Below are 25,112 nucleotides of genomic sequence, written 5' to 3'. Positions count from 1 at the left end.
TCAAAACTGACGACAGTTAAGCCTCAGAATATTGCCGAATCAAACCATTGCGCTTCTGCGCCCTCTTCCACTCAAAGCAACACAGGAAGAAAAAAACGGCGGTTTAAAATATAGTGGATTAACTTTAAACCAGTACGGCGTTGCCTCGCCTTGCCGTACTATCTGTACTGTCTGTGGCTTCGTCGCCTTGTCTTGATTTAAAGTTAATTCACTATAAAAAAACAGAACAGCCAAAACTGTTCTGTTTTTTGTTTTCAGACGACCTCATAGGGTTAGCCATTGAAGAGGTCGTCTGAAACGGTTTTACCTACTTATTAAACATTCACGGTCTCGGCTACTTCGTTGTAGCTGTCGATTTCGTTGAAGTTCATGTAGCGGTAGATTTGGTCGCCCTGTTCGTTGATGATGCCGATATTGGCTTGGTATTCTTCAACGGTCGGGATTTTGCCCAGTTTGGAGCAAATCGCCGCCAATTCTGCCGAACCGAGATAAACGAAGGTGTTTTTACCCAAGCGGTTCGGGAAGTTGCGGGTGGAAGTGGACATGACGGTTGCGCCTTCGTGTACTTGGGCTTGGTTACCCATACACAGCGAACAACCCGGCATTTCCATACGCGCGCCGGCGCGGCCAAGTACGCCGTAGTGGCCTTCGTCGGACAACTCTTTCGCGTCCATTTTGGTCGGCGGCGCCATCCACAGGCGGACGGGGATGTCGGACTTGCCTTCCAAGAGTTTGGAGGCTGCGCGGAAGTGGCCGATGTTGGTCATGCACGAACCGATGAACACTTCGTCGATTTTGGTGCCGGAACGTTCGGACATGAAGCATACGTCGTCCGGGTCGTTCGGGCAGGCGATAATCGGTTCTTTAATGTCGTCCATGTTGATTTCAATCACGGCGGCGTATTCGGCATCTTTATCCGCTTCGAGCAATTCGGGGTTTGCCAACCATGCTTCCATGGCTTTGATGCGGCGTTCCAAAGTGCGCGGGTCTTGATAGCCGTCGGCAATCATGTTTTTCATCAACACAACGTTGGATTTCATGTACTCGATAATCGGCTCTTTGTTGAGCTTCACGGTACAGCCGGCGGCGGAGCGTTCGGCGGATGCGTCAGTCAATTCAAAGGCTTGTTCCACTTTCAAATCAGGCAGGCCTTCGATTTCGAGGATGCGACCGGAGAAGATGTTTTTCTTACCGGCTTTGGCAACGGTGAGCAAACCTTGTTTAATCGCGTAAAGCGGAATGGCGTTCACCAAATCGCGCAGGGTTACGCCCGGTTGCAGTTTACCGCTGAAGCGTACCAATACGGACTCAGGCATATCGAGCGGCATGACGCCGGTGGCTGCTGCGAAAGCAACCAAGCCGGAGCCGGCAGGGAAGGAAATACCGATAGGGAAACGGGTGTGGCTGTCGCCGCCGGTACCGACGGTATCAGGCAGCAGCAGGCGGTTGAGCCATGAGTGGATCACGCCATCGCCCGGACGCAGAGATACGCCGCCACGGGTAGAAATAAAGGCGGGAAGTTCTTTATGGGTTCTGACATCGACAGGTTTCGGATAAGCGGCAGTGTGACAGAAAGACTGCATTACCATGTCGGCGGAGAAGCCCAAACAAGCCAAGTCTTTCAACTCGTCGCGGGTCATCGGGCCGGTAGTGTCTTGCGAGCCGACCGTCGTCATACGCGGTTCGCAATAAGTACCCGGACGTACGCCTTGTCCTTCGGGCAGACCACAGGCGCGACCGACCATTTTTTGTGCCAACGTGAAACCGGCTTTGCTTTCGGCAGGCGCTTGAGGCAGACGGAATTCGGTGGAAGCAGGCAGTTTCAGGGCTTCGCGCGCTTTGGCGGTCAGACCGCGGCCAATAATCAGGTTGATACGGCCGCCGGCTTGCACTTCGTCCAGCAATACTTGAGATTTCAGGCTGAACTCGGCAACGGTTTCGCCGTTTTTCACGATTTTGCCTTCATAAGGCAGAATATCGACGACATCGCCCATTTTCAGCGCGGAAACATCGACTTCAATCGGCAACGCACCGGAGTCTTCTTGAGTATTGAAGAAAATCGGTGCGATTTTACCACCCAAACATACGCCACCGAAGCGTTTGTTCGGCACGAATGGGATGTCTTCGCCGGTATGCCAAATGACGGAGTTGGTCGCGGATTTGCGTGAAGAACCGGTACCAACCACGTCGCCGACGTAGGCAACGGGATGACCTTTGGCTTTGAGTTCTTCCAACAATTTAATCGGACCGACTTCGCCCGGTTTGTCGGGCGTGATGCCGTCGCGCGGGTTTTTCAGCATGGCCAGCGCGTGCAGCGGAATGTCGGGACGGCTCCACGCATCAGGCGCTGGAGAGAGGTCGTCTGTATTGGTTTCGCCGTCAACTTTGAAGACGGTAACGGTGATTTTTTCGGGAACTTTGGCGCGTGAGGTGAACCATTCGGCATCCGCCCAAGATTGCAAAACTTCCTGTGCGTATTTATTGCCTTTTTCGGCTTTTTCCTGAACGTCGTGGAAAGAATCGAACATCAGCAAAGTGTGTTTCAAACCATTTGCAGCAATAGGCGCAAGTTTGTCGTTGTCTAAGAGTTCGATGAGTGCATGAATGTTGTAACCGCCGAGCATCGTACCTAAAAGTTCGGTCGCATATTCGGGGGAAATCAGCGGGCTGGATGCGCTGCCTTCGGCAACGGCAGCCAGGAATGAGGCTTTGACTTTGGCGGCATCGTCCACACCGGGCGGAACACGGTGGGCAAGCAGGTCGACCAAGAATTCACCTTCGCCTGCGGGCGGGTTTTTCAGCAGCTCAACCAAATCGGCGGTTTGCTGCGCGTTCAAAGGGAGGGGCGGGATACTGAGGGCAGCACGCTCGGCGGCGGCTTTGCGATAGGCTTCTAACATCTCTTTGTTCCTTTTTTCTGTTTTTCTTCTATCCGTTGCAAATGATTTGCAATCAAAGAATTGTAAACAATCCTTTTAGGTATCATAGACCAGTTTGGCAAAAATTGGAATATTTATGTTATCGGATGTAATAGGTGTTTGCTATTGAAACGAATTATCTTGAAAAATACGAAAAGGTCGTCTGAAAACAGGGTTTCAGACGACCTTTTATGTTTTATCGGAATGACCGGTTCGTTCTTTTACCGGGCGTTTGCCTGATATTCGCTTCCGTCTTCACGCAGGAGCTTGGGCTGTTCGCCTTTCTCAATGACGTTTTTACCGATGACAACTTTGGTCACGCCTTTCAAATCAGGCAGTTGATACATGGTATCCAACAGGCAACGTTCAACGATGGAGCGCAGGCCGCGCGCGCCGGTTTTGCGTTCCATTGCCTGACGGGCGATGCTGCGTAAGGCTTCTTCTTCAAATTCCAACTCGACATTTTCCATGCCGAACAGGGTTTGATATTGTTTTACCAAGGCATTTTTCGGCTCAGTCAGGATGTTGACCAATGCGTCTTCGTCCAATTCCGCCAGCGTGGCGATAACGGGCAGACGACCGATTAACTCGGGAATTAAACCGAATTTAATCAAGTCTTCAGGCTCGACGATTTCAAACAATCCGGTAATGTCGGCATTTTCGTCCTTGCTGTGAACTGACGCACCGAAACCGATACCGCCTTTTTCAGTACGCTGACGAATCACTTTTTCCAAGCCTGCAAACGCGCCGCCGCAGATAAACAGGATGTTGGTCGTATCGACGTTGATAAATTCCTGATTCGGATGCTTACGGCCGCCTTGGGGCGGAACGCTGGCAACCGTACCTTCAATCAGTTTCAACAAGGCTTGTTGCACGCCCTCGCCGGATACGTCGCGGGTAATTGACGGGTTGTCGCTTTTACGCGAGATTTTGTCGATTTCGTCGATATAGACGATGCCGCGCTGGGCTTTTTCAACATCAAAATCGCATTTACCTAAAAGCTTGGTAATGATTTGCTCAACGTCTTCACCGACGTAACCCGCCTCGGTCAGCGTGGTCGCGTCCGCCATTACAAAAGGCACGTCCAGTTTGCGCGCCAAAGACTGCGCCAACAGGGTTTTACCCGAACCGGTCGGACCGATAAGCAGGATGTTGGATTTCGACAATTCGACGTTGCCGTTGGCTTTAGGATGGCGCAGGCGTTTGTAATGGTTGTACACCGACACCGCCAAGGCTTTCTTGGCCTGTTCCTGACCGATAACATGATCGTTGAGGTTGGCGACGATTTCGGCAGGCGTGGGCAGCTTGTTGTTCGGATGGGACGCATCCGTTGCAGATTTGTCTGCGGAGAGGTCGTCTGAACTTTGCAGCATCACGCCGCAAGTTTCTACACATTCGTTACAGATAAAAGCGTTTTCGCCTTCAATCAGGTTTTTGACTTCATGCTCGGATTTTCCGCAAAACGAGCAGGAGCGTTTTTCTTCAGTCATAATTTATCTTCTGTTTTCAAGCAATATCGGCAAACCGTTATCCGAATGTTGTGGGAACGGTTTTCGGCAAAGTCGGTAAGTATAATCAGTATCTTAAGGTTTATCAAATACCGTATGGCAAGCTGTTGGGCGTAAGGTTTTCAGACGACCCTCCGACGCGTGGCAACACGCCACAATTTCCCATCCTTAAGATTGTTTCCAATTTGGGAAAAAGATGCAAACAAACGCAAAAAAGCCATATTAAACTTTACATTTTGTTGTATTTTAAGCAAAATATCTCCTTTAATAATTCAATTGTCTTAAATTCTACTGGTTGAAGTATGTCGGTTATGAAATTTTATAAAACACTGAGTGCCGCCTGTTTGGGTATGGCGTTGACTGTCGCCGCCGCCCCTGCCGCTGCAGACGATATGGACGTTTTGGGTCAATTTTTGGAACAAAATTTTCCAACCCAAAATGACCCGATGGAAGCTTTCGCATTAAGCCACGCACAAAAAATCGAGGCTCAGGCGATGATGGCGGGGCCGCTTTTGACATCGCAGTCCGCCCTGATTTTTAACAACAAAACAGGCGAAATCCTGTATCAGAAAAACGCAGACCGCGTGATGCCGATTGCGTCCATTTCCAAACTGATGAGCGCGATGGTCGTCTTGGACGCACGTTTGGATATGAACGAACGCATTACCATCACCTCCGACGAAATCGACCGTCTGAAAGGTACAGGCAGCCGCCTTGCCGTCGGCACGACGCTGACGCGCGGCGAATTGCTGCACCTGAGCCTGATGAGCAGCGAAAACCGCGCAACACACGCGCTGGGCCGTACCTATCCAGGCGGTATGTCAGCGTTTGTTGCCGCCATGAATGCCAAAGCGCAAAGCCTGGGCATGCACAGCAGCCGTTTCTACGAACCTACCGGTCTGAATTTCCAAAACGTATCAACCGCCAACGATTTGAACCGCATGGTCGCCGCAGCGAGCAAATATCCGCTTATCCGCAAAAACACGACCTCCAACTACGGCTCGGTTTGGACGGCAAACGGCCGACAAAACTATAAAAACTCCAACGCCCTCGTCCGCGAAGGCAGCTGGAACATCGAGCTTCAAAAAACCGGTTATATCCGCGAAGCAGGACGTTCGATGGTGGTTAAGGCGAATGTCCAAAACCAACCGATTACCATCGTATTGCTGAACTCGCCGACTTCGACAACCCGAGTCAACGACGCGCGCAAGATCGAATCTTGGATGTTGCAGCGCCGCTCTTAAAATATTTGTTATGCCGTCTGAAAATCAGGCGGCATTTTTTATATGATGTGCAGAAATACCGCATGCAATCCGATTGAAGAATCTTGATTTTAACAATATTAGGAGATGCAAATGCCGAACAAACAAATATACAAAAAACAGTTGATGCAGCTGGGAGCCATTATGGCTTTGACCGGCTGTACTTCCGTTGCCGATATGGTGGGATACGATACGGCATCGCTCAACGAGGCCGCCGCCAAAAACTATTCGCAAGTGGTACAGCAAGCGCAGTCGCAACGCGTTTTGGACAACACTTCCCACACTTCGCGCCGTATCAAAGCCGTATTCGAACGCCTGAAACCCTATGCCAACCAGGCCAACCAAACTGGCACACCTTTCAATTGGCAGATGAATGTTTTCCGCGGCAATGAATTGAACGCCTGGGCAATGCCCGGAGGCAAAATGGCGATGTACACCGGCATGGTCGAGCGTTTGAAATTGACGGACGACGAAATCGCCGCCGTTATCGGTCACGAGATGACCCATGCCCTGCTGGAACATGGCAAAAAAGCAATTGGCGGCCAAGTGCTGACGGGATTGGGCGGTTCTATTTTAGCGGGCGCATCAGGAGTCGATGCCAATATCGTCGGATTGGGTACGGATTTACTTGCTTCCAAGCCCTTTTCGCGCCATCAGGAAAGCGAAGCGGACGCAGGCGGCGTACGTTTGATGGCTCAGGCGGGCTACAATCCGGAGGCTGCCATCAGCGTTTGGGAAAAGATGAGCAAACTTGAAGGCAGCTCGTCCATTGCGATTTTGTCCACCCACCCGGCCAATCAGACGCGCATCAACGCCATCCGCAGAATGCTGCCTGAACTCATGCCGATTTATCAAAAGAATAAACGATAAATTTTTGGAATAAACCTTCCGTAAACCGCCATCGGCTTTTTTCAAATCAGCCTATAATCCTTTGATTTAAATCCCTGCAAAATCAATTTAAATCAGAGTATTGCATAGGCTTCGATCAAGATTTTTCAGACGACCCTTCCGCCCCACCCAGCGCAGGTCGTCTGAAAAATTGTCAACATTTTCACCTAAATTACCAAGCAACCCAGACCCATTCGGCGTATAATACAGCCTTTCCCAACCGCATTTGAGAGCTGAATCATGTCTGTTGTTTTGCCCTTGCGCGGCGTTACCGCCCTTTCCGATTTCCGTGTTGAAAAACTCTTGCAAAAAGCGGCCGCACTCGGCCTGCCCGAAGTGAAACTGAAAAGCGAATTTTGGTATTTCGTCGGCAGCGAGAAAGCACTGGATGCCGCGACTGTTGAAAAACTGCAAGCCTTGTTGGCGGCGCAAAGCGTTAAAGAAACGCCCGAAGCGCGCGAGGGCTTGCATTTATTTTTGGTAACGCCCCGTTTGGGCACGATTTCGCCGTGGGCTTCCAAGGCGACCAATATCGCGGAAAACTGCGGTTTGGAAGGCATAGAGCGCATCGAACGCGGCATGGCGGTATGGCTGGAAGGTCGTCTGAATGATGAACAGAAACAGCAATGGGCGGCTTTGCTGCACGACCGCATGACCGAATCTGTGCTGCCCGATTTTCAGATGGCCTCCAAATTATTCCACCATCTCGAATCCGAAACTTTCTCTACCGTTGATGTTTTAGGCGGCGGTAAAGAGGCTTTGGTTAAAGCCAATACCGAAATGGGTTTGGCACTCTCCGCCGACGAAATCGATTATCTGGTTGAAAACTATCAGGCTTTGCAGCGCAATCCGTCCGATGTGGAGCTGATGATGTTCGCGCAGGCAAACAGCGAACACTGCCGCCACAAAATTTTCAACGCCGATTTCATCCTCAACGGCGAAAAGCAGCAGAAATCGCTCTTCGGCATGATACGCGACACGCACAACGCGCATCCCGAAGGCACGGTCGTTGCCTATAAAGACAATTCGTCCGTGATCGAAGGCGCAAAAATTGAGCGTTTCTATCCGAATGCGGCGGAAAACCAAGGTTACCGTTTCCACGAGGAAGACACGCATATCATCATGAAAGTGGAAACGCACAACCACCCGACCGCCATCGCGCCGTTTGCAGGCGCGGCAACGGGCGCGGGCGGCGAAATCCGCGACGAAGGCGCGACGGGCAAAGGTTCGCGCCCTAAAGCGGGCTTGACCGGCTTTACCGTCTCCAACCTCAACATTCCCGACCTCAAACAGCCGTGGGAACTAGACTACGGCAAGCCGGAACATATTTCCTCGCCGTTGGACATCATGATTGAAGGCCCTATCGGCGGCGCGGCGTTCAACAACGAATTCGGCCGCCCGAACCTCTTGGGCTACTTCCGCACTTTTGAAGAGAAGTTTGACGGTCAGGTTCGCGGCTACCACAAACCGATTATGATTGCCGGCGGCTTGGGCAGCATTCAGGCGCAGCAGACGCATAAAGACGAAATCCCCGAAGGCGCATTGCTGATCCAACTGGGCGGTCCGGGCATGCTCATCGGCTTGGGCGGCGGCGCGGCTTCTTCGATGAATACCGGTACAAATGACGCGTCTTTGGACTTCAACTCCGTACAACGCGGCAACCCTGAAATCGAACGCCGCGCGCAGGAAGTGATCGACCGCTGCTGGCAGCTCGGCGACCAAAACCCGATTATCTCCATCCACGACGTCGGCGCGGGCGGCCTGTCCAACGCCTTCCCCGAACTCGTTAACGATGCCGGACGCGGCGCGGTATTCAAGCTGCGCGAAGTGCCGCTGGAAGAGCACGGCCTCAACCCGCTGCAAATCTGGTGCAACGAATCGCAAGAGCGTTATGTGTTGTCGATTTTGGAAAAAGATTTGGATACCTTCCGCGCCATCTGCGAACGCGAACGCTGCCCGTTTACCGTGGTCGGCACGGCGACCGACGACGGTCATTTGAAAGTACGCGACGATTTGTTCTCCAACAACCCCGTCGATTTGCCGCTGAACGTCTTACTCGGCAAACCGCCCAAAACCACACGCAGCGACAAAACCGTGAGGTCGTCTGAAAAACCGTTTAACGCGGGCAATATCGACATCACCGAAGCCGCCTACCGCGTTCTGCGCCTGCCTGCCGTTGCCGCCAAAAACTTCCTGATTACCATCGGCGACCGCAGCATCGGCGGCATGACCCACCGCGACCAAATGGTCGGCAAATACCAAACCCCCGTAGCCGACTGCGCCGTTACCATGATGGGCTTCAACACCTATCGCGGCGAAGCGATGTCTATGGGTGAAAAACCGACCGTCGCCCTGTTTGACGCGCCTGCCTCGGGCAGAATGTGCGTCGGCGAAGCCATCACCAACATCGCGGCGGTCAACATCGGCGGCATCGGCAATATCAAGCTTTCCGCCAACTGGATGGCGGCGTGCGGCAACGAAGGCGAAGACGAAAAACTCTACCGCACCGTCGAAGCGGTTTCTAAAGCCTGTCAGGCATTGGATTTGAGCATCCCCGTGGGCAAAGACAGCCTGTCGATGAAAACCGTTTGGCAAGACGGCGAAGAGAAAAAATCCGTCGTCTCGCCGTTGAGCCTGATTATCTCCGCGTTCGCACCTGTCAAAGACGTGCGCAAAACCGTTACGCCCGAGTTGAAAAACGTCGAAGACAGCGTATTGCTGTTTATCGATTTGGGCTTCGGCAAAGCACGCATGGGCGGCTCGGCGTTCGGTCAGGTGTACAACAATATGAGTGGCGACGCGCCCGATTTGGACGATACAGGTCGTCTGAAAGCCTTTTACAGCGTGATTCAACAGCTTGTCGCCGAAGACAAACTCTTGGCGTATCACGACCGCAGCGACGGCGGCTTGTTTGCAACGCTGGCGGAAATGGCGTTTGCGGGGCGTTGCGGGTTGGATATCACATTAGGAAGCATACTTTTTGCAACCATGATAGCAACCTATACACCTGCCCAGATTGACCACGACCTAAGCCTTGTTAATGCTGGTTCTATCATCTCTACCAAAGAAAACATAATCCGTTCGCTGTTTAACGAAGAGCTTGGTGCAGTTTTGCAGGTTCGTGCAGAAGATACTGACTATGTACTCAAGCAGTTTGACAAGAAAGAATTTTTTGTAAACAAGGGTGGCTTCTCTCCGCGCAAGATAGGAAAATTTGCCAGCCATTATATTGGCACAATCAATCCGACATCCGACCGTCTTGTAATCACTGCTGCTGATGAAACTCTGTTCGACCAAACCCGCGCCGACCTGCAACGCGCATGGCAGGAAACCAGCCACGCCATCCAACGCCTGCGCGACAACCCCGCCTGCGCCGACAGCGAGTTCGCCCTGATTGGCGACAACGAACGCAGCGCATTGTTTGCCGACGCGAAGTTTGATGTAAACGAAGACATCGCCGCGCCGTTCGTCAACAGCGGCGCGAAACCCAAAATCGCCATCCTGCGCGAACAGGGCGTGAACGGGCAAATCGAAATGGCCGCCGCGTTCACACGCGCAGGATTCGATGCCTACGACGTGCATATGTCCGACCTGATGGCAGGCCGCGTCCACCTTGCCGACTTCAAAATGCTGGCGGCGTGCGGCGGCTTCAGCTACGGTGACGTACTCGGCGCGGGCGAAGGCTGGGCGAAATCCATCCTGTTCCACCCCGCCTTGCGCGACCAGTTCGCCGCCTTCTTCGCCGACCCGAACACGCTGACATTGGGCGTGTGCAACGGCTGCCAGATGGTCAGCAACCTCGCCGAAATCATCCCCGGCACGGCAGGCTGGCCGAAGTTCAAACGCAACCTGAGCGAACAGTTCGAAGCGCGCCTGAGCATGGTTCACGTCCCCAAATCAGCCTCCCTGATCCTGAACGAAATGCAAGGCTCCAGCCTGCCCGTCGTCGTCAGCCACGGCGAAGGCCGCGCCGACTTCGCGCTTCACGGCGGCAAAATTTCAGACGGCCTCGGCATCGCGCTGCAATACGTCGACGGACAAAACCAAGTCACCCAAACCTACCCGCTCAACCCCAACGGCTCGCCGCAAGGCATCGCCGGCGTTACCAACGCCGACGGCCGCGTTACCATCATGATGCCCCACCCCGAACGCGTGTACCGCGCCGCACAAATGAGCTGGAAACCGGAAGACTGGACGGAACTGTCCGGCTGGTACCGCCTCTTTGCCGGAGCAAGGAAGGCTTTGGGTTAACCGGCAGGCTGATTTGATTCGGCTTTAAAGAAAAGGTCGTCTGAAAACGATTTAGCGGATTCTGCTATATTCGTTTTCAGACGACCTTTATGTCTTCTTACTATTCTTTTCTGCATTGACTACCACACAACATTTCATTTATGAATAAAAATATAGTGGATTAACTTCAAACCAGGACGGCGTTGCCTCGCCTTGCCGTACTATCTGTACTGTCTGCGGCTTCGTCGCCTTGTCCTGATTTAAAGTTAATCTACTATAAATAGGAAATTAAAATGAGTACCTTAGGCAAGATATTAATAAAATTTTCTGTTTCATTAGTTCTTATTTATCAAATAGCTTATATTTTAAATGTTTATTTAACAATTAAATACAAGATAGAAATGATGAATGCTATCGAAGACATACTAACCATAACCTATGATATAACTCAAATATTATCTATTTTCATTATTTTTGATATTCTAGTCATATTAATTTTGTTGACCTATATAAAATTTATTAAAAAACATAAGCTAGATAAACTATAACAATATCTAAAATTAATAAAGAATAATTGAGACAATACCCATTATATTTAAAAGCCATCTGAAGGCGATGTGTCTGAACTTGTTGAAAGCCGCCAACAGGCTAAGTGTGTCTGTTGCTGTCTACAAAGATGACTAGGATGCCTGATTATCGGGTATCCGGGGAGAGTTAAGGGGATATTTAGGTAGAATCAGGAGCGATTAGGGGTGGAAACAGCCGAAAATCTGTGTGTGGATTTCGGCTACTGGGGGAAAGTCTTTTTTGCAAAAATCTCATTTGTTTTCAGACGACCTCTTTGCGTCCTTTTGCGTATAAAGACCAAACTCGCCGCCATCATTCCGTATAATCCCCCTTAGCTCCCTATCCACTATAATCGGCACATTCAGACGACCTCCTCCGACACCATGACCCGACAAGCCTTTATCCTCAGTGATTGCGAATTTTCCGAATGCGGCGAAAAGCCTTATGCGCTGTTGACGGCGAATCCGACCAAGGAACACCACTATATCGCCCAGACCGAGCAGCGGCAGCACGCGCATAATCCGCAGGTTAGTCCGCAGAATCAGAATGTTTACAAGCTGCCTTTGTCCATGTTCCGCGAACCGGCTGCCGCCCGACGCTTCCGTTCCGGCGACAAGGTTCGCGGCGGGAACGAAAATCGCGGTGCGGCGGCGAGTGTCAACATCATCGGCAATCTGGCGGCGAAAAACCTCTACACGCTGACTTTCGTCGAAAACACCGCCAACCAGTACAATTTGGAAAGCTGGTTCAACCGCCACGAAAGCGGCTACGAAGAAGCCTGCAACCACTTGCGCACGTTGCCCGAATACCGTCTGAAAACGGGCGAACCCGATACGGTCAAAGTTCCCGAAGCATTGTGGCGGATATTGCGGCTGAAATTCCTCGGCATCCTGCGCAATCCGCACAACCATAAAAACCTGTTCGCCCACCGTCTGCATGAGGCCGTTCGGGCGCGGCTGCCGGAGGTCGGGTTTGAGTTTGTGCGCCTGATCAGCAAGCGCGATCCGAGCCGCATCGAAGCCATCATGCAAAACTACCGTTTTTCGTTTCTCGGCTATGTCGATTGGCTGGCGGGGCTTTACGGCATGTTGAGCGAAGGCGTGGCGCAGCCGTCGCTGTTTGAGCGGCTGTTTTGCACCATATTCGCCGAACCCGATGCGGTGAAAATCGAGCTGTTCCGCTATGCCGAAAACGAGGGGCTGTGCCTGTTCGGCGACAGCAGTTTCTGCCTTCAGGCTTCGCCGAAACTCATCAGCGTCGGCGTGAATATTTCGCACGATATGTTTGCCGTCGTCCACCTGCAAACCGACCGCTGGCTTGCGTTTAAAAATACTTTTCACCACGACGCGCCGAAATTGGAAGGCAGGGTAAGGATTATCGACGGCGACCAAACCCAGCGGCTGATATTCAACCGGCTGACCATCAGTCAGGCGCATGAAGCCGTGTTCGGCAGAAGCCCGAATATCGATGATTATCTTTAACGCTTGGATGATGTAACCGCGCGCTTGATGTAAAGCGTATCGACGCTGAACAAAAGGTCGTCTGAAAACGATTTGGCGAACCCGCTGCTTTCGTTTTCAGACGACCTTGTTTGTATTCGGCGCCTAAGCCTTGTTTTGCACTGCCGCTATTTACACTGCCCCACTGCCGCCGGATAAACCGATACCTGCGTCTGCGTCAGGGCAAACAGGTTTTCAAGCTGCGTTTGCGCCTGGCGGTTGGCGTGATCCAAAATCTGGGCTTTACACGCGCTGGCGAGGACTTGTTTTTTGGCTTCGTCCTGCACGGTTTTGAACACTGCCTTATCCACGGGCAAAAGGTTGAACGAGCCGGTTTGGATGTCGTACACCTCGATATTTTCCAAATCGACGCTGAGGATTTCTACGGGCGGCAGGCTGATGAGGACTTTTCCGTCCACGATATTGACGTTGTCGGCGTGAAGTTTGTCCAAATCCAAGCCCGCCAACACTTTGCCGCGCACGATAAACAGACCGCTTTGCGAGTCCTGCCACAATCTGCGCCAGTCGCCTTTTTTCTCGGTGCGGATGATGGTATCGATGTAAAAAGCCGTGCTTTCCAAGCGGTTCATCTGCTTAATCTGCATCAAAACGCCTTCGCGCGAAATCGCTTCATGGGCGTTGTCGTTGCGGTGCTGGGCATAAAACCAGCCGCCCGCCGCTGCGAGCGCACAAAAAATAGATATTAAAATCAATCGGTAAACCATTTTCATCAGGTTAGACCCTTTTCGGTTGCGTTAAACTTATAGTGGATTAAAATTGCAATGATACGGCGTTGCCAACGCCCTTATGTACTACCCGTACACGGCGGGCGTTGCCGCCTTGTCTCATTTTTATTTTAATCCACTATAACGCCCATATTCTTTCAAATGTTCAGATTTCAAGCAAAGGTCGTCTGAAAACGCCATTTTTGTTTTTCAGACGACCTTCTATCGAAACATTACCAAAAAGTAATAAAAATCTGCCGTCAAACACAGTTTGCCTTTTGGTAAAGACAAGACTACAATCGCCTACATCCTTTCAGCCACACCACATATCATGAACACCACCGACCTGCGCCGCCGCAACCTGCGGCAATGGATAGCGGACAAATACGGCGGCCAGCAAACCCGTTTTGCCGAAGCCATCGCCATCAACCAAGGCGAATTGTCCGCCCTTCTGAAAAACAAATCCTTTGGCGAGAAAAAAGCCCGCAAAATCGAACAGGCGGCGCAAATGCCCGCCATGTGGCTGGATCAAGAACACGCCACAGCCCAACCCGACCATCAAGAAAGACGCACCATGCCCCACATTTCCTCCATCCCCGAAATCCTCGCCGACATCAAAGCCGGCAAAATGGTCATCATCACCGACGCGGAAGACCGCGAAAACGAAGGCGATTTGCTGATGGCGGCGCAGTTCGTCACCCCCGAAGCCATCAACTTCATGATCAAACACGCGCGCGGACTGGTTTGCCTGCCGATGGAAGGCAGCATGGTCGAGCGGCTCGGCCTGCCCATGATGACCCAGAAAAACGGCGCGCAATACGGCACCAACTTCACCGTTTCCATCGAAGCGGCGCAAGGCATCACCACCGGCATTTCCGCCGCCGACCGCGCCCTGACCATCCAAACCGCCGTCTCTCCGACCGCCAAACCCGAAGACATCGTCCAACCCGGCCACATCTTCCCGCTGCGTGCGCAAAAAGGCGGCGTCCTAGTACGCGCCGGACACACCGAAGCCGGCGTCGATTTGGCACAAATGAACGGGCTAATCCCCGCCGCCGTCATCTGCGAAATCATCAACGACGACGGCACCATGGCGCGTATGCCCGAGCTGATGAAGTTCGCCGAAGAACACAACCTCAAAATCGGCACGATTACCGACCTTATCGAATACCGCAGCCGCACCGAAAGCCTGCTCGAAGACATGGGCAACGCCCCCGTACAAACCCCGTGGGGCGAATTCCAGCAACACGTTTACGTCGACAAACTCTCCGGCGAAACCCACCTCGCCCTCGTCAAAGGCAAGCCCACCGCCGACACCGAAACCCTCGTCCGCGTACACGAACCCTTCAGCGTCATGGACTTCATCCAAGCCAACCCGCGCCATTCCTGGTCGCTGCCCAAAGCCCTTGAACGCATCCAGCAAGCCGAAAGCGGCGTCGTCATCCTCCTGCACCGCACCGAAGACGGCGCCACCCTGCTCGACCGCACCCTGCCCAAAGGCGCCAACCAAGCCTACAAATGGGACAGCAAAAGCTACGGCATCGGCGCACAAATCCTCGCCGGCCTCAACGTCGGCAAACTGCGCGTGTTAGGACAGCCCTCCGCCTTCACCGGACTGACCGGCTTCGGCTTGGAAGTCGTCGGCTTTGAAGAAGCAGAAAACAAATAAACCGCCCGTCTTATCAAAAGGTCGTCTGAAGTTTGAACTGGCCCCCAAATCTTGGACACTCATAAAAGCCTATTCAGGCGCTCTGTGCAAGCTGGGTTCTGTATGCGACAGGACTCAGCTTTTTCAATTTCAAACTGCAACGCTCCCGGTTGTAGTAATCCATATAGTCATCTATCTGCTTCATCAATTCATCTACCGTCAATTCACCTGCGTTATAGAAACACTCCGTCTTTAACACCGCAAAGAAGCTTTCCATCGGCGCATTGTCCCAACAGTTCGCCTTTCGCGACATGCTTTGAACCATGGAATACTCCGCAAGCAATTCCCTATATCCCGACGTACGGTACAGCACGCCTTGGTCCGAATGCAGCATCGTTCCTTTAGCAGTCAGACGGGGGGCGGCTTTTTCGAGCATTTCCTTCACCATTTCGCTGTCGGCTCTGCGGCTCATGGCGTAGGCGACGATCTCGCGGTTGAACAAGTCCAAGATTGGCGAGAGGTACAGTTTGCCGTCCTTCCCTTTGAGTTCGGTAACGTCGGTCAGCCATTTTTCGTTGGGCTTTCGGGCTTTGAACCGGCGTTTGAGGAGGTGTTCCGATATTTCGCCCATGGCGGGATGGCGGTAGGCTTTTTTCGCCCGTATGAGGGCTTTCAGTTCCATCTGCTTCATCAACCGCGCCACTTTTTTGCGGTTCCAACCCAATGCTGCGGCAATGCGCCTTTGTCCGTAGCGTCCTTTATGCCGCCGGTAGGTTTCGACAAGGAGGGCTTTGTCGGCTGCTTCGGGATCGGGTCGGTCTTGGTGATGGTAGTAAAAGCTGCTTTTGGGCAGGTTTGCGATGTGCAGCAGGTATTTGAGCGGGTGTTGCGCCCTCAGTGTTTGGACGGTTTGGCTTTGTCCTTTGCGGTCTGCTTTTGGCTGAGGGCTTTTAACTCCTTTAGGTAGGCGACCTCTGCGCGCATATAGCACAGTTCTTCAATAAGCTCTGCCTGTGTTTTTTCTTGGTCGGGTTTATCTGCGATGAAGGGGTTTTTGCGGTGTTGGGGCATGGTTTTGGATTGGGGATGTTCGAGTGCGCCGATACCGCCTTCTTGATAGGCGCGTATCCATCGTCTCAGGTGGGTTCGGGAAATGCCGTAGTGGTCTGCGGTACGTTGTTGGCTGCGTATATGCAGGTAGTGGAGTACGGCTTGGTATTTGAAGTGTAATGTATATTTGCTCATAAAAAAACTGCACCTTGTGAGTTGGAGGGGATGTGTCCAACTTTTGGGGTGCAGTTCAGTCCCGATTCCGGTTTTCAGACGACCTTTTGCTATAAATTACCTGATTCAGCCAACCTCCCATGAAAATTATAGTGGATTAACTTTAAACCAGGACGGCGTTACCTCGCCTTAGCTCAAAGAGAACGATTCTCTAAGGTGCTGAAGCACCAAGTGAATCGGTTCCGTACTATCTGTACTGTCTGCGGCTTCGTCGCCTTGTCCTGATTTAAATTTAATCCACTATATTACTATAATTTATTTCAAATAAAAATAATAATATAATAATTATGAAATAATTTAAGAATAATTTTTATTGCATTCAAAATACGAATATAGCATAATACTCATCATCAAAAAGGATATTCTCCTCCTGATATTTTATTTAACTCTAAAAACAAAAGGATATAATTATGTCCAACAGCTATATCGACCGCCGCACAGAAATATATAACCAACGAAATCAAAATAAGATTACGTTGAGTTTACGTTTATCCATTAAAGATGATTTGATTTTGCAAGAGCTTGCCGATGCTTGGGAAACAACCCGCCAAGACATCATTAATGATTTAATTCAAGAATTCATTATTCAAGACTGGGAGAACAAACGAATGATTGACAAACAAAAAGACGAAGAATTTGATAATTCAACTACAACACGATATTTCTTATTAAATACTAATAGTGCCAACGACTTGGAAGACCATAATTTCATGATGACAAACCAAGTAGCTGCTGCATTTGAAGATGGCTACAAAGAAAAAATCTGTCGGATTAAAAAAGGAGACTATGTATTCCTATACGCCTCCGGACAAGGAATTGTTGCATATGGTCAAGCAACAGGAATTGTAGAGAAAACCCATCATTATGGTGTTGATAATAAAACATTTTTTCAAAAACTGGAACATTTTGTCGATTTAAGTCAAAATCCAATCAAAGCAAGACAGGTTAAATCCATTTTGGGACGTTCTTTTCCTTTTGCTCAAACATTATCTCAGATTACTGATGGGGAAAAATTGTTGGAGAATCTCAAATAAGACAAAGCAAGGCTACAAGTATCCTGTAAAACGGCAGTTAAATTTCAAAAGGTCGTCTGAAATCCCGATTCCGGTTTTCAGACGACCTTTTGCTATAATACCCGCCAGTTTGAAAACGGAAGAAACCCATGTCCCGAATCGCCGCCCTGCCCGACCACCTCGTCAACCAAATCGCCGCCGGCGAAGTGGTCGAACGCCCCGCCAACGCCCTCAAAGAAATCGTCGAAAACAGCATAGACGCAGGCGCGACGGCGATTGAAGTCGAGCTGGCAGGCGGTGGCATCCGCCTCATCCGCGTCAGCGACAACGGCGGCGGCATCCACCCCGACGACATCGAACTCGCACTCCACCGCCACGCCACCAGTAAAATCAAAACCTTAAACGATTTGGAGCATGTCGCCAGCATGGGCTTTCGCGGCGAAGGCTTGGCAAGCATCGCCTCCGTCAGCCGCCTGATCCTGACCAGCCGCCAAGACGGCAGCGCGCACGCGACCCAAGTCAAAGCCGAAGACGGCAAACTCAGCAACCCCACCGCCGCCGCCCATCCTGTCGGCACCACCATCGAAGCTGCCGAACTCTTCTTCAACACCCCCGCGCGGCGCAAGTTCCTCAAATCCGAAAACACCGAATACGCCCACTGCGCCACCATGCTCGAACGCCTCGCGCTGGCACATCCGCACATTGCCTTCTCGCTCAAACGCGACGGCAAACAAGTGTTCAAACTCCCCGCCCAAAGCCTGCACGAACGCATAGCCGCCATCGTCGGCGAAGACTTTCAGGCGGCATCTTTAGAAATCGACAGCGGCAACGGCGCGCTGCGGCTCTACGGCGCCATCGCCAAACCCACCTTCGCCAAAGGCAAAACCGACAAACAATATTGCTTCGTCAACCACCGCTTCGTGCGCGACAAAGTCATGCTTCACGCCGTCAAACAGGCATACCGCGACGTATTGCACAACGCCCTCACCCCCGCCTTCGTCCTCTTCCTCGACCTGCCGCCCGAAGCCGTCGACGTCAACGTCCACCCCACCAAAACCGAAATCCGCTTCCGCGACAGCCAGCAGGTACACCAACTCGTGTTCCACACCCTCAACAAAGCCCTCGCCGACACCCGCGCCGACTTGACCGAAAGCGTCGGCAACGCAGGCGAAGTGTTGCACGAAATCACCGGCATCCGTCCCACGGCAACGTCGTCTGAAAACGAGCATCATCAGTTTCTCCAAAACCCGACCGCGTCGTCTGAAAACATCTTCGCCGCCGCACCCAGCGCACACGCTTCCGAACCGCGCAACGCCTTCAGCTCCGGCAAAACCGCCCCCATGCCCTATCAGGCAGCACGCGCGCCGCAACAGCGCAGCCTATCCCTGCGCGAAAGCCGCGCCGCCCTCAACACCTACGCCGAACTCTTCAAAAACACCGCAGCCGATGAAGCGGACATAGAGCTGGCACAATTCGAACAAGCCCGCTTCGGCAGCACATCCGCCACGTCGTCTGAAAACCCCGCACGCAGCTTTTCAGACGACCCCAAACCCGAACTGCCGCCGCTCGGCTTCGCCATCGCCCAATTATTAGGCATCTACATCCTCGCCCAAGCCGAAGACAGCCTGCTGCTCATCGACATGCACGCTGCCGCCGAGCGTGTCAACTACGAAAAAATGAAACGCCAGCGGCAAGAAAACGGCAACCTGCAAAGCCAACGCCTGCTCATCCCCGTTACCTTCGCCGCGTCCCACGAAGAATGCGCCGCCCTCGCCGACCACGCCGACGCACTGGCAGGCTTTGGTCTGGAACTGTCCGACATGGGCGGCAACACCCTCGCCGTCCGCGCCGTCCCCGCCATGCTCGGCAAAGCCGATGTCGTCTCGCTTGCCAAAGACGTATTGGGCGAACTCGCCCAAGTCGGCAGCAGCCAAACCATCGAAGAACACGAAAACCACATCCTCGCCACCATGTCCTGCCACGGTTCCGTCCGCGCCGGCCGCCAGCTCACCCTGCCCGAAATGAACGCCCTCCTGCGCGACATGGAAAACACCCCGCGCAGCAACCAATGCAACCACGGCCGCCCGACCTGGGTGAAACTGACGCTAAAAGAACTGGACGCACTGTTTTTACGCGGACAATAATGATGAAGTATGGCCGAAAGACATAAAGGCTGTCTGAAAAACCACCGATACGGATTTTCAGACAGCCTGTTTATAAAAAATTCGATTATGAACAAAATCGCCCTTTGCATCCCACTCATCTTGTTCACGCTGCCCGTTTATGCGGAAAAAACAAGCTACAACAAACCTGAATACTGGCGACTAATCCACTCCGACCCCGCCCAAGGAAAATCCATATACGGCAACACACTCGTCCGTTCACTTTCTCCGGGGAATTCGATAATAGAAATACGTTACGAAAAACCTAAGCCGATTATTCCGAACGAAACGATAAACGGCAGGAGTCGAATCATTGGCAAGGATTACGTCAAAACCCGTTTTAAATTCCAAATCGACTGCAAAAACAAAGAAATCTCATATGAAGAGAGCGCATTTTTTGACAGCAAGGGTAAACTCAGTGCATACGAAATCTTGCCGGTCGAAGAGTTAAAATGGCATAAAATAAAAATCGGTTCGACTGCCGAAAAATTCTACCGCTTTACTTGCGAATTCTGAGGGATGTGAGATTAAGGAATACAAAAGATGGTATATCGCATTGTCAAATATAAATTTCGATTTATTTTATATTTGATTGTTTTCATTTAATATTTATTTATTGCCTTTCCATCGAATGCAACAAGCCACGGCTGCTTTTACGGCAGCCGTTTTCTTTTGTTTGTTTTCGTTAAGCTGTTTGATAGCGCATTTTTTCGAACGGCTTTTGTGTTTTATGGATGTAGTAGGCGATTTTGGCAAGTTTACGCATCAAAGCAACTATGACAACCATTTTAGGCTTATGAGATAAGTTTTGAACTAACTTAGGAAAGGCTTTAATGCGATAGGCGACAAGCGCGGGCATAAACAAGGCGCGTTTAAGCCGGCGGTGACCATAGCGGCTTAATCTGCCTTTTTTATTGACGCTGGTTCCTGATTGTTCAATTAGCGGACTTAATCCGGCGAATGATACGAATTGGTTAGCCGTCTTAAATTGTTTGTCTGTGAGATGACGGAGCAAGATTGCGGCGGTATCTTTGCCTATACCGGGAATTGTTTGCAGATTTTTGTAATGCGTATTCAGGCTATCTTGTTGCTGAATCATCAGGTCTATTCGCTTGGCCGTTTGGTCTATCTGTTTGGCCAAGAGCAATATGATTTCTTCGTGTGTGGCACGAATAAAGGTATCTTTTGCGGCGTGCAGTCTGTTTTGACTTTCGTTTTGCTGTTGTTTGAGTTGCTGGAGCAGGCTTATCAGTTTATACAGGGTTGGGTTTTCAGACGGCTTGAACGGTGTAAGTTTATCTAAATGGCGTTTTGTGTATTCTGCTATGAGCCTTGAATCGGCTCTATCGGTTTTTGTGTGGCTAAACTGGCTTTTTGAGTAGTCTTTAATTTTCAGAGGATTTATAACGAAGACTTGATAAATTGCACTGAAATAGTCAGCAGCTTCTTCGTAATAAATGCCAGTTGCTTCCATGCTAATACTTATTTTGCGGATACGTTTTGATCGTATCCAGTCATTTAGTTTTTCGAAGCCTTCGCAAGCGTTAGCTATTTTAATATAGTCTGATTGGCCGCTAGTTCTAAGCAAAGTTACGTCTATGGTATCTTTGGAAATATCGAATCCTATTACATTCATTGCATTTTCCTTATGATTCAGCCTGTTTGCACGGCTATGATGGTATTCAATCTTTAGGATAAGTGGGCGATTCGGCATTTCTTTTGTCCAGCTTTTTACTTTGGCCGTTTTACTGCCTAAACCGCCCAGGCTTTTGTTTTGCGCTAAACAAAAACCCGCAAACCGTCTTTTTTAAAACGGTTTGCGGGTTTTGGCTTTGGCATTTTATTGCGTCCGGTTGAGCTGATTTTTGTCTGTTTTTGAATTTTTAGGTGTCTCCGGAAGACATAAAATTGCTTAAACTCAAAAAAGCGGGAGTTCCCGCACCCCGTGGCTGCTTTTTACCGTGTTGATTACGCCTTTTGTGCTTCATCAACACGGTAAAAAGCAGCTCAATTAATTAGTGCCAACAATACCGCCGCGCTGTTGGAATTGCGATCCTGCTTCGACATAGCCGTCATACATCAAATTCTGTGGCGATTTGCCGCCCATTGTCAGTATTTGGTTTGATTCTGTCGTCGTCGGCGGGATTTGCGGTGCAAGCGCTGCCTGTGCTGTCGTGCTTGGGTCTTTGTAAGGATTAAATGGCATTCCGTTTTTGACGTAGTCTTTACACATTGCCTTAGTCACTTCTTTCAGAGCCGTGCCTTGGTCGCTATAACAGGTACAACCACTTTTACCGCCATCTATACAGGCGGCCAAGCGTTCAAAGGTTTTAACTTGGCGCACGCTGTCGTAAAGCGGTTTGGATTCGGGTTTTTCTGCCAACTTGGGGATAAAGTCTGTCGGGTTTAGGCTGTTATCAATTTTGGCCGTTGGCTCGGTTGATTCCGTTGGTAATTCCATTTGCGGCTGACTGGCTGCTGCTTCCTGTGGTTCGACCTGTTCTTGTTGGCCAGTGCCTTGCTTATAAATTTGATAAACGTTGTAGCCTTTCCAAGCCATGAAAGCAAATATACCTATCAAAGCCCAAACAGCAAGCGGAATATTCTTTTTAAACTTCTGATGTTGGCTTGAGGATTTGTAATACTTGAAGGCATCTTTAGGCGGTTTCCAGCTCGCAGATTCAACACCTGTTACACCGGCGGGATTATCAAGGGTCGTTACACACTTATACCAAGAATACTGCTTCATACCCACGGCTTTGCGTTCAAGATGGGTATGTTTTGACACGAGATTGCGTACAAATACGTCAAGCTGGCTAGGGTGCTGGGTCATCAAGATAACCGTATGGCCGTGATGACGGAGTTCGGTTAATTCTTGGATATAGGGCGGAACGGGGCGACCTGATGCGCGCACAGGATAGGTATAGTGTGCTTCATCAACAATCAATACGGCGCCTTGCGGAATAATATCGCGCAACGGTGCAGACATGATTTCTTCTTCAGTAAGTTCATGCGCGTTAAATTTACGTTTATCCAAGCCGTCTATATGGCAGAAATAGAGCGGGCGGTCTACTTCAGTGCCATCTTCAAGCTTCATCTTAAACAAACCGTCTTCGTTGTTCAGAATCATGGACACGACGCGCGAAGTCTTGCCCGTACCCATGTTGCCGGTGAAAAGATAAATCATAAATTACCCCGCGGGAGAAACGAAAGTCAGTTTATTCAAGGCAGCCATGCCGATATAAAAAGAGAATGCGCCAAACAAATAACCCAAACCTTCACCAAAACCGCCAATTAACAGCAAATTGAGAATATCAGAAGGCATGGAGTTAAAAGCATTTAAGGTGTATTCCTTGAATTTACCCAATGCGATTACATAACCGGCGTAGGTAACAAAAGTTAAGCCGGTGGCAATAATCATGCGGACAATCAGCATTTTTAACAGGATTCCCAAAAGAGGAATCAATCCGGCGAGCAGCGGCATATTATCCCTTTCTTAAAGAGCCGAAAACGATAAAGGCGGACATGATAATGAATCCGAGTAAAACAGCAAAACGGATATTTTGCATAAATACGCAGAGCGGTTCGTAGCTGATTTGTACCGGTCTGCCCCAAATGTTGAAGCTTTTGGGTTGAGGACAAACGCCGTTTGGCGGTAGGAAGTTGTCGGTATTCCACGTAGTATCATCAGTTATATGGGGTATTGTAATGCTGTCAAACATACCTTCTTCGGGCTTGCCCATTTTGTCGCATGCCAAGATGTTCGGAAATACTTCGCACAACAGCCCGCCATCTTGCTTTGGTTTGTCATCCTCTTTCGGCTTGTCGTCGGGTTTTGGATCGTCTTTGCCGTCTGGGGTATTACTTGGATCAGGTTTGTCTTTACCGCTTGGACTGCCGTCGGGGTCTGGTTTTGTTTTATCGGACGGACTGCCGTCAGGCGTTGGGTCGGGTTGCGAACCTGGCTTTCCGTCGGGATTTGGGTCGGGTTGTGAACCTGGCTTGCCATTTTCGCCCGGTGTCGGGGTTGGGTTGTTTTTTGGCGCGGCAGGACTGCCCGGTGTGAGGTCGGGGCGCGGGGTTGTGGTGACGGTTGCGGTTGTGTTGCCGTCCGCGCCTGTTGTGAAGCTGATGGTTATTTGGAAGGGTCTGCCGTCTTGTCCTGTCGCCGGGCCAAGGGTTACTGATGTTCCGGGGGCAACTTGGACACCTTCGCTATAATCAGGACGCCCGGCGCCTTCCACAAACGGCGTCGGATTGCGGTCGATTGCGGGTGTGGCGATTTCGAGGAATTTTTCAGGGGTGAGGACTTCGGATTGTCGGTTTTGCAAACGTTCGAAAATTATCGGGGTTCTTTCATCGACTTTTTTTTCAACACTGCAACGGGCATTGATTGATCCAATTTTGCATTCTTTGAAAATATAGCCGTCGTACCAATGATCGCGGGATTTGAGTTGCTCGAAATATTTACGCGCTTCGCGTTCTGTTCTGCTTTTCAACAAAAATTCGGCTTCTTTTTGGCTTTGTCCGCCTTTTTCAAAAGCTCGTACTAAGGACGAATCCAGTGGCAGACAGTTTGAGTAAACCTTTTTGTCCCCTTGCCAAGTCACAATACATAGGGCGTCATCATAGGTTTTTAGGAATGTTCCGCTTTCGTCTGCTATGTAGCCTTCTGACTCTAGATCGCCTTTGACGGCTTTATAGGCTTCGTAGGCGAGCAGTGCGCCGCCTATGTAGAGATTGCCTCGACTGGAGGCTGCTATTCTTGCGCCTTGAGTGACTAGACCGTAGGCTCTGGATAGGACTGTTGGGCGGGAGACGGTTGCTACAACGGTTGCGCCGATTCGGGCAGCCGATGAAGCTCCGGTAGAAGAATGAAATATTTCAGCAGATACTGATTGTTTTGATACATATTTTTCAAAGTGTGGAGTATAGCTTCTATTGATTAAATTCCTAAAACCATCATCAACTTTAGCATTTACACCATTTCCCATTTGAAAATTTGTCTGTGCAGCAAAAACACTACTCGAACAAAGAATTAAAGCACTCAATATCAGCGCTGAATACTTTTGATGAAAGAATGTCATTTCCTGAACCAATCTTATATACAGCTATGCTGTAATCAGGAAACCTAATTTCCAAATAAGCCCCTAAAAACCTATGCGAAAAATTCCTGGATAAAGCATAGAAATCAGAACCGGCAACACGCGAATTTTGTGCAATCAAATCACAATAAATATAAGCCATAGACATCCCGTAATATTCGTCTAATTGGTTATATTTACGTTTTGCCAAATACTCTTCATTAATATTCAAATTCAACATAAAAATCCTAACTTTCGTAACGGTTGCAGAAAGTTGGGATTTTGCCATTATCCTAATCAGGTATCAATCCTTGAATAAAATCG

Annotated in this window: 18 protein-coding genes; 8 read left to right on the top strand and 10 right to left on the bottom strand. The window is 50.4% G+C overall.

Translation table 11 applies throughout. The features are described from left to right. Window positions 1-314: 314 nt before the first annotated feature. Both acnB and clpX read right to left on the bottom strand, forming a co-directional pair. Window positions 315-2,900, bottom strand: coding sequence for a bifunctional aconitate hydratase 2/2-methylisocitrate dehydratase (gene acnB, locus MON40_RS04265; RefSeq protein ID WP_003779054.1), 2,586 nt, complete (start codon window positions 2,898-2,900; stop codon window positions 315-317). 239 nt (window positions 2,901-3,139) lie between these two features. After that, on the bottom strand, window positions 3,140-4,408 hold the full coding sequence (clpX, locus tag MON40_RS04260; RefSeq protein WP_003768201.1) for an ATP-dependent Clp protease ATP-binding subunit ClpX: 1,269 nt from the start codon (window positions 4,406-4,408) through the stop codon (window positions 3,140-3,142). Between the two features lie 368 nt (window positions 4,409-4,776). Here clpX and MON40_RS04255 point away from each other — a divergent pair, with 368 nt between their 5' ends. The 4 genes from MON40_RS04255 to MON40_RS04240 all read left to right on the top strand — a co-directional run bounded on the left by MON40_RS04255 (window position 4,777) and on the right by MON40_RS04240 (window position 12,854). Next, entirely contained in the window at window positions 4,777-5,670 is an 894-nt protein-coding gene (locus MON40_RS04255) for a serine hydrolase (RefSeq protein ID WP_372338582.1), read from the top strand. Window positions 5,671-5,781: 111 nt separating this feature from the next. Next, entirely contained in the window at window positions 5,782-6,558 is a 777-nt protein-coding gene (locus tag MON40_RS04250; protein WP_039863107.1) for a M48 family metallopeptidase, read from the top strand. Window positions 6,559-6,816: 258 nt separating this feature from the next. Beyond that, window positions 6,817-10,827: a phosphoribosylformylglycinamidine synthase gene (gene purL / locus MON40_RS04245; protein ID WP_003779052.1), complete on the top strand. Its 4,011-nt coding sequence runs from the start codon at window positions 6,817-6,819 to the stop codon at window positions 10,825-10,827. A gap of 929 nt (window positions 10,828-11,756) precedes the next feature. Further along, window positions 11,757-12,854, top strand: a complete 1,098-nt coding sequence (locus tag MON40_RS04240; protein ID WP_039863106.1) for a hypothetical protein — start codon at window positions 11,757-11,759, stop codon at window positions 12,852-12,854. Window positions 12,855-13,000: 146 nt separating this feature from the next. Here MON40_RS04240 and MON40_RS04235 read toward each other — a convergent pair whose 3' ends face one another. Continuing rightward, window positions 13,001-13,603: a DUF4230 domain-containing protein gene (locus tag MON40_RS04235; RefSeq protein WP_003779043.1), complete on the bottom strand. Its 603-nt coding sequence runs from the start codon at window positions 13,601-13,603 to the stop codon at window positions 13,001-13,003. Window positions 13,604-13,928: 325 nt separating this feature from the next. On the opposite strand from MON40_RS04235, the gene ribBA reads away from it, so the two are divergent. Further along, complete coding sequence (gene ribBA, locus MON40_RS04230) at window positions 13,929-15,266, top strand: bifunctional 3,4-dihydroxy-2-butanone-4-phosphate synthase/GTP cyclohydrolase II (RefSeq protein WP_003779041.1); 1,338 nt, start codon at window positions 13,929-13,931, stop codon at window positions 15,264-15,266. 73 nt (window positions 15,267-15,339) lie between these two features. On the opposite strand, the gene MON40_RS04225 is transcribed toward ribBA, so the two are convergent. Continuing rightward, window positions 15,340-16,236, bottom strand: a complete 897-nt coding sequence (locus tag MON40_RS04225; RefSeq protein ID WP_242925846.1) for an IS3 family transposase — start codon at window positions 16,234-16,236, stop codon at window positions 15,340-15,342. Beyond that, the gene (locus tag MON40_RS04220) at window positions 16,140-16,490 is read right to left on the bottom strand and encodes a helix-turn-helix domain-containing protein (protein ID WP_003756620.1); all 351 of its coding nucleotides are present in this window, start codon (window positions 16,488-16,490) and stop codon (window positions 16,140-16,142) included. Before MON40_RS04220 ends, MON40_RS04225 begins: the two co-directional genes overlap by 97 nt. A 449-nt stretch (window positions 16,491-16,939) precedes the next feature. On the opposite strand from MON40_RS04220, the gene MON40_RS04215 reads away from it, so the two are divergent. From MON40_RS04215 to MON40_RS04205, 3 genes are all read left to right on the top strand, one after another. Further along, window positions 16,940-17,563, top strand: a complete 624-nt coding sequence (locus MON40_RS04215; RefSeq protein ID WP_003766176.1) for an EVE domain-containing protein — start codon at window positions 16,940-16,942, stop codon at window positions 17,561-17,563. A gap of 128 nt (window positions 17,564-17,691) precedes the next feature. Then, window positions 17,692-19,686, top strand: a complete 1,995-nt coding sequence (gene mutL, locus MON40_RS04210) for a DNA mismatch repair endonuclease MutL (RefSeq protein WP_003780412.1) — start codon at window positions 17,692-17,694, stop codon at window positions 19,684-19,686. A 9-nt stretch (window positions 19,687-19,695) separates the two neighbouring features. After that, window positions 19,696-20,220, top strand: coding sequence for a hypothetical protein (locus MON40_RS04205; RefSeq protein ID WP_003780410.1), 525 nt, complete (start codon window positions 19,696-19,698; stop codon window positions 20,218-20,220). Between the two features lie 169 nt (window positions 20,221-20,389). Here MON40_RS04205 and MON40_RS04200 read toward each other — a convergent pair whose 3' ends face one another. From MON40_RS04200 to MON40_RS04180, 5 genes are all read right to left on the bottom strand, one after another. Beyond that, on the bottom strand, window positions 20,390-21,340 hold the full coding sequence (locus MON40_RS04200; RefSeq protein WP_039863345.1) for an IS110 family RNA-guided transposase: 951 nt from the start codon (window positions 21,338-21,340) through the stop codon (window positions 20,390-20,392). A 375-nt stretch (window positions 21,341-21,715) separates the two neighbouring features. Then, the gene (locus MON40_RS04195; RefSeq protein ID WP_003780460.1) at window positions 21,716-22,891 is read right to left on the bottom strand and encodes a zonular occludens toxin domain-containing protein; all 1,176 of its coding nucleotides are present in this window, start codon (window positions 22,889-22,891) and stop codon (window positions 21,716-21,718) included. A 3-nt stretch (window positions 22,892-22,894) separates the two neighbouring features. Then, window positions 22,895-23,188 carry a DUF2523 domain-containing protein gene (locus MON40_RS04190; protein ID WP_003780462.1) on the bottom strand — a complete coding sequence of 98 codons (294 nt, stop codon included), beginning with the start codon at window positions 23,186-23,188 and terminating at the stop codon, window positions 22,895-22,897. 1 nt (window position 23,189) lies between these two features. Continuing rightward, on the bottom strand, window positions 23,190-24,791 hold the full coding sequence (locus MON40_RS04185) for an IgG-binding virulence factor TspB family protein (RefSeq protein ID WP_242926004.1): 1,602 nt from the start codon (window positions 24,789-24,791) through the stop codon (window positions 23,190-23,192). Continuing rightward, on the bottom strand, window positions 24,727-25,077 hold the full coding sequence (locus tag MON40_RS04180) for a hypothetical protein (protein WP_003780471.1): 351 nt from the start codon (window positions 25,075-25,077) through the stop codon (window positions 24,727-24,729). Before MON40_RS04180 ends, MON40_RS04185 begins: the two co-directional genes overlap by 65 nt. Window positions 25,078-25,112: the final 35 nt, after the last annotated feature.

Source organism: Neisseria macacae ATCC 33926, assembly GCF_022749495.1.
Classification (GTDB): domain Bacteria; phylum Pseudomonadota; class Gammaproteobacteria; order Burkholderiales; family Neisseriaceae; genus Neisseria; species Neisseria macacae.
The sequence above is the reverse complement of the archived record's forward strand: the minus strand, read 5'-3'. Positions and strand labels throughout refer to the sequence as shown.

Excerpts from the sequence above, each read along its gene's own strand:
- MON40_RS04235 (WP_003779043.1), bottom strand. The coding sequence starts at position 13,603 with ATGAAAATGGTTTACCGATTGATTTTAATATCTATTTTTTGTGCGCTC.
- purL (WP_003779052.1), top strand. The coding sequence starts at position 6,817 with ATGTCTGTTGTTTTGCCCTTGCGCGGCGTTACCGCCCTTTCCGATTTC.
- MON40_RS04190 (WP_003780462.1), bottom strand. The coding sequence starts at position 23,188 with ATGCCGCTGCTCGCCGGATTGATTCCTCTTTTGGGAATCCTGTTAAAA.
- MON40_RS04255 (WP_372338582.1), top strand. The coding sequence starts at position 4,777 with ATGGCGTTGACTGTCGCCGCCGCCCCTGCCGCTGCAGACGATATGGAC.
- MON40_RS04180 (WP_003780471.1), bottom strand. The coding sequence starts at position 25,077 with ATGGCAAAATCCCAACTTTCTGCAACCGTTACGAAAGTTAGGATTTTT.
- acnB (WP_003779054.1), bottom strand. The coding sequence starts at position 2,900 with ATGTTAGAAGCCTATCGCAAAGCCGCCGCCGAGCGTGCTGCCCTCAGT.
- MON40_RS04215 (WP_003766176.1), top strand. The coding sequence starts at position 16,940 with ATGTCCAACAGCTATATCGACCGCCGCACAGAAATATATAACCAACGA.
- clpX (WP_003768201.1), bottom strand. The coding sequence starts at position 4,408 with ATGACTGAAGAAAAACGCTCCTGCTCGTTTTGCGGAAAATCCGAGCAT.
- MON40_RS04220 (WP_003756620.1), bottom strand. The coding sequence starts at position 16,490 with ATGAGCAAATATACATTACACTTCAAATACCAAGCCGTACTCCACTAC.
- mutL (WP_003780412.1), top strand. The coding sequence starts at position 17,692 with ATGTCCCGAATCGCCGCCCTGCCCGACCACCTCGTCAACCAAATCGCC.
- MON40_RS04240 (WP_039863106.1), top strand. The coding sequence starts at position 11,757 with ATGACCCGACAAGCCTTTATCCTCAGTGATTGCGAATTTTCCGAATGC.
- MON40_RS04250 (WP_039863107.1), top strand. The coding sequence starts at position 5,782 with ATGCCGAACAAACAAATATACAAAAAACAGTTGATGCAGCTGGGAGCC.
- MON40_RS04195 (WP_003780460.1), bottom strand. The coding sequence starts at position 22,891 with ATGATTTATCTTTTCACCGGCAACATGGGTACGGGCAAGACTTCGCGC.
- MON40_RS04185 (WP_242926004.1), bottom strand. The coding sequence starts at position 24,791 with ATGACATTCTTTCATCAAAAGTATTCAGCGCTGATATTGAGTGCTTTA.
- MON40_RS04205 (WP_003780410.1), top strand. The coding sequence starts at position 19,696 with ATGGCCGAAAGACATAAAGGCTGTCTGAAAAACCACCGATACGGATTT.
- ribBA (WP_003779041.1), top strand. The coding sequence starts at position 13,929 with ATGAACACCACCGACCTGCGCCGCCGCAACCTGCGGCAATGGATAGCG.
- MON40_RS04200 (WP_039863345.1), bottom strand. The coding sequence starts at position 21,340 with ATGAATGTAATAGGATTCGATATTTCCAAAGATACCATAGACGTAACT.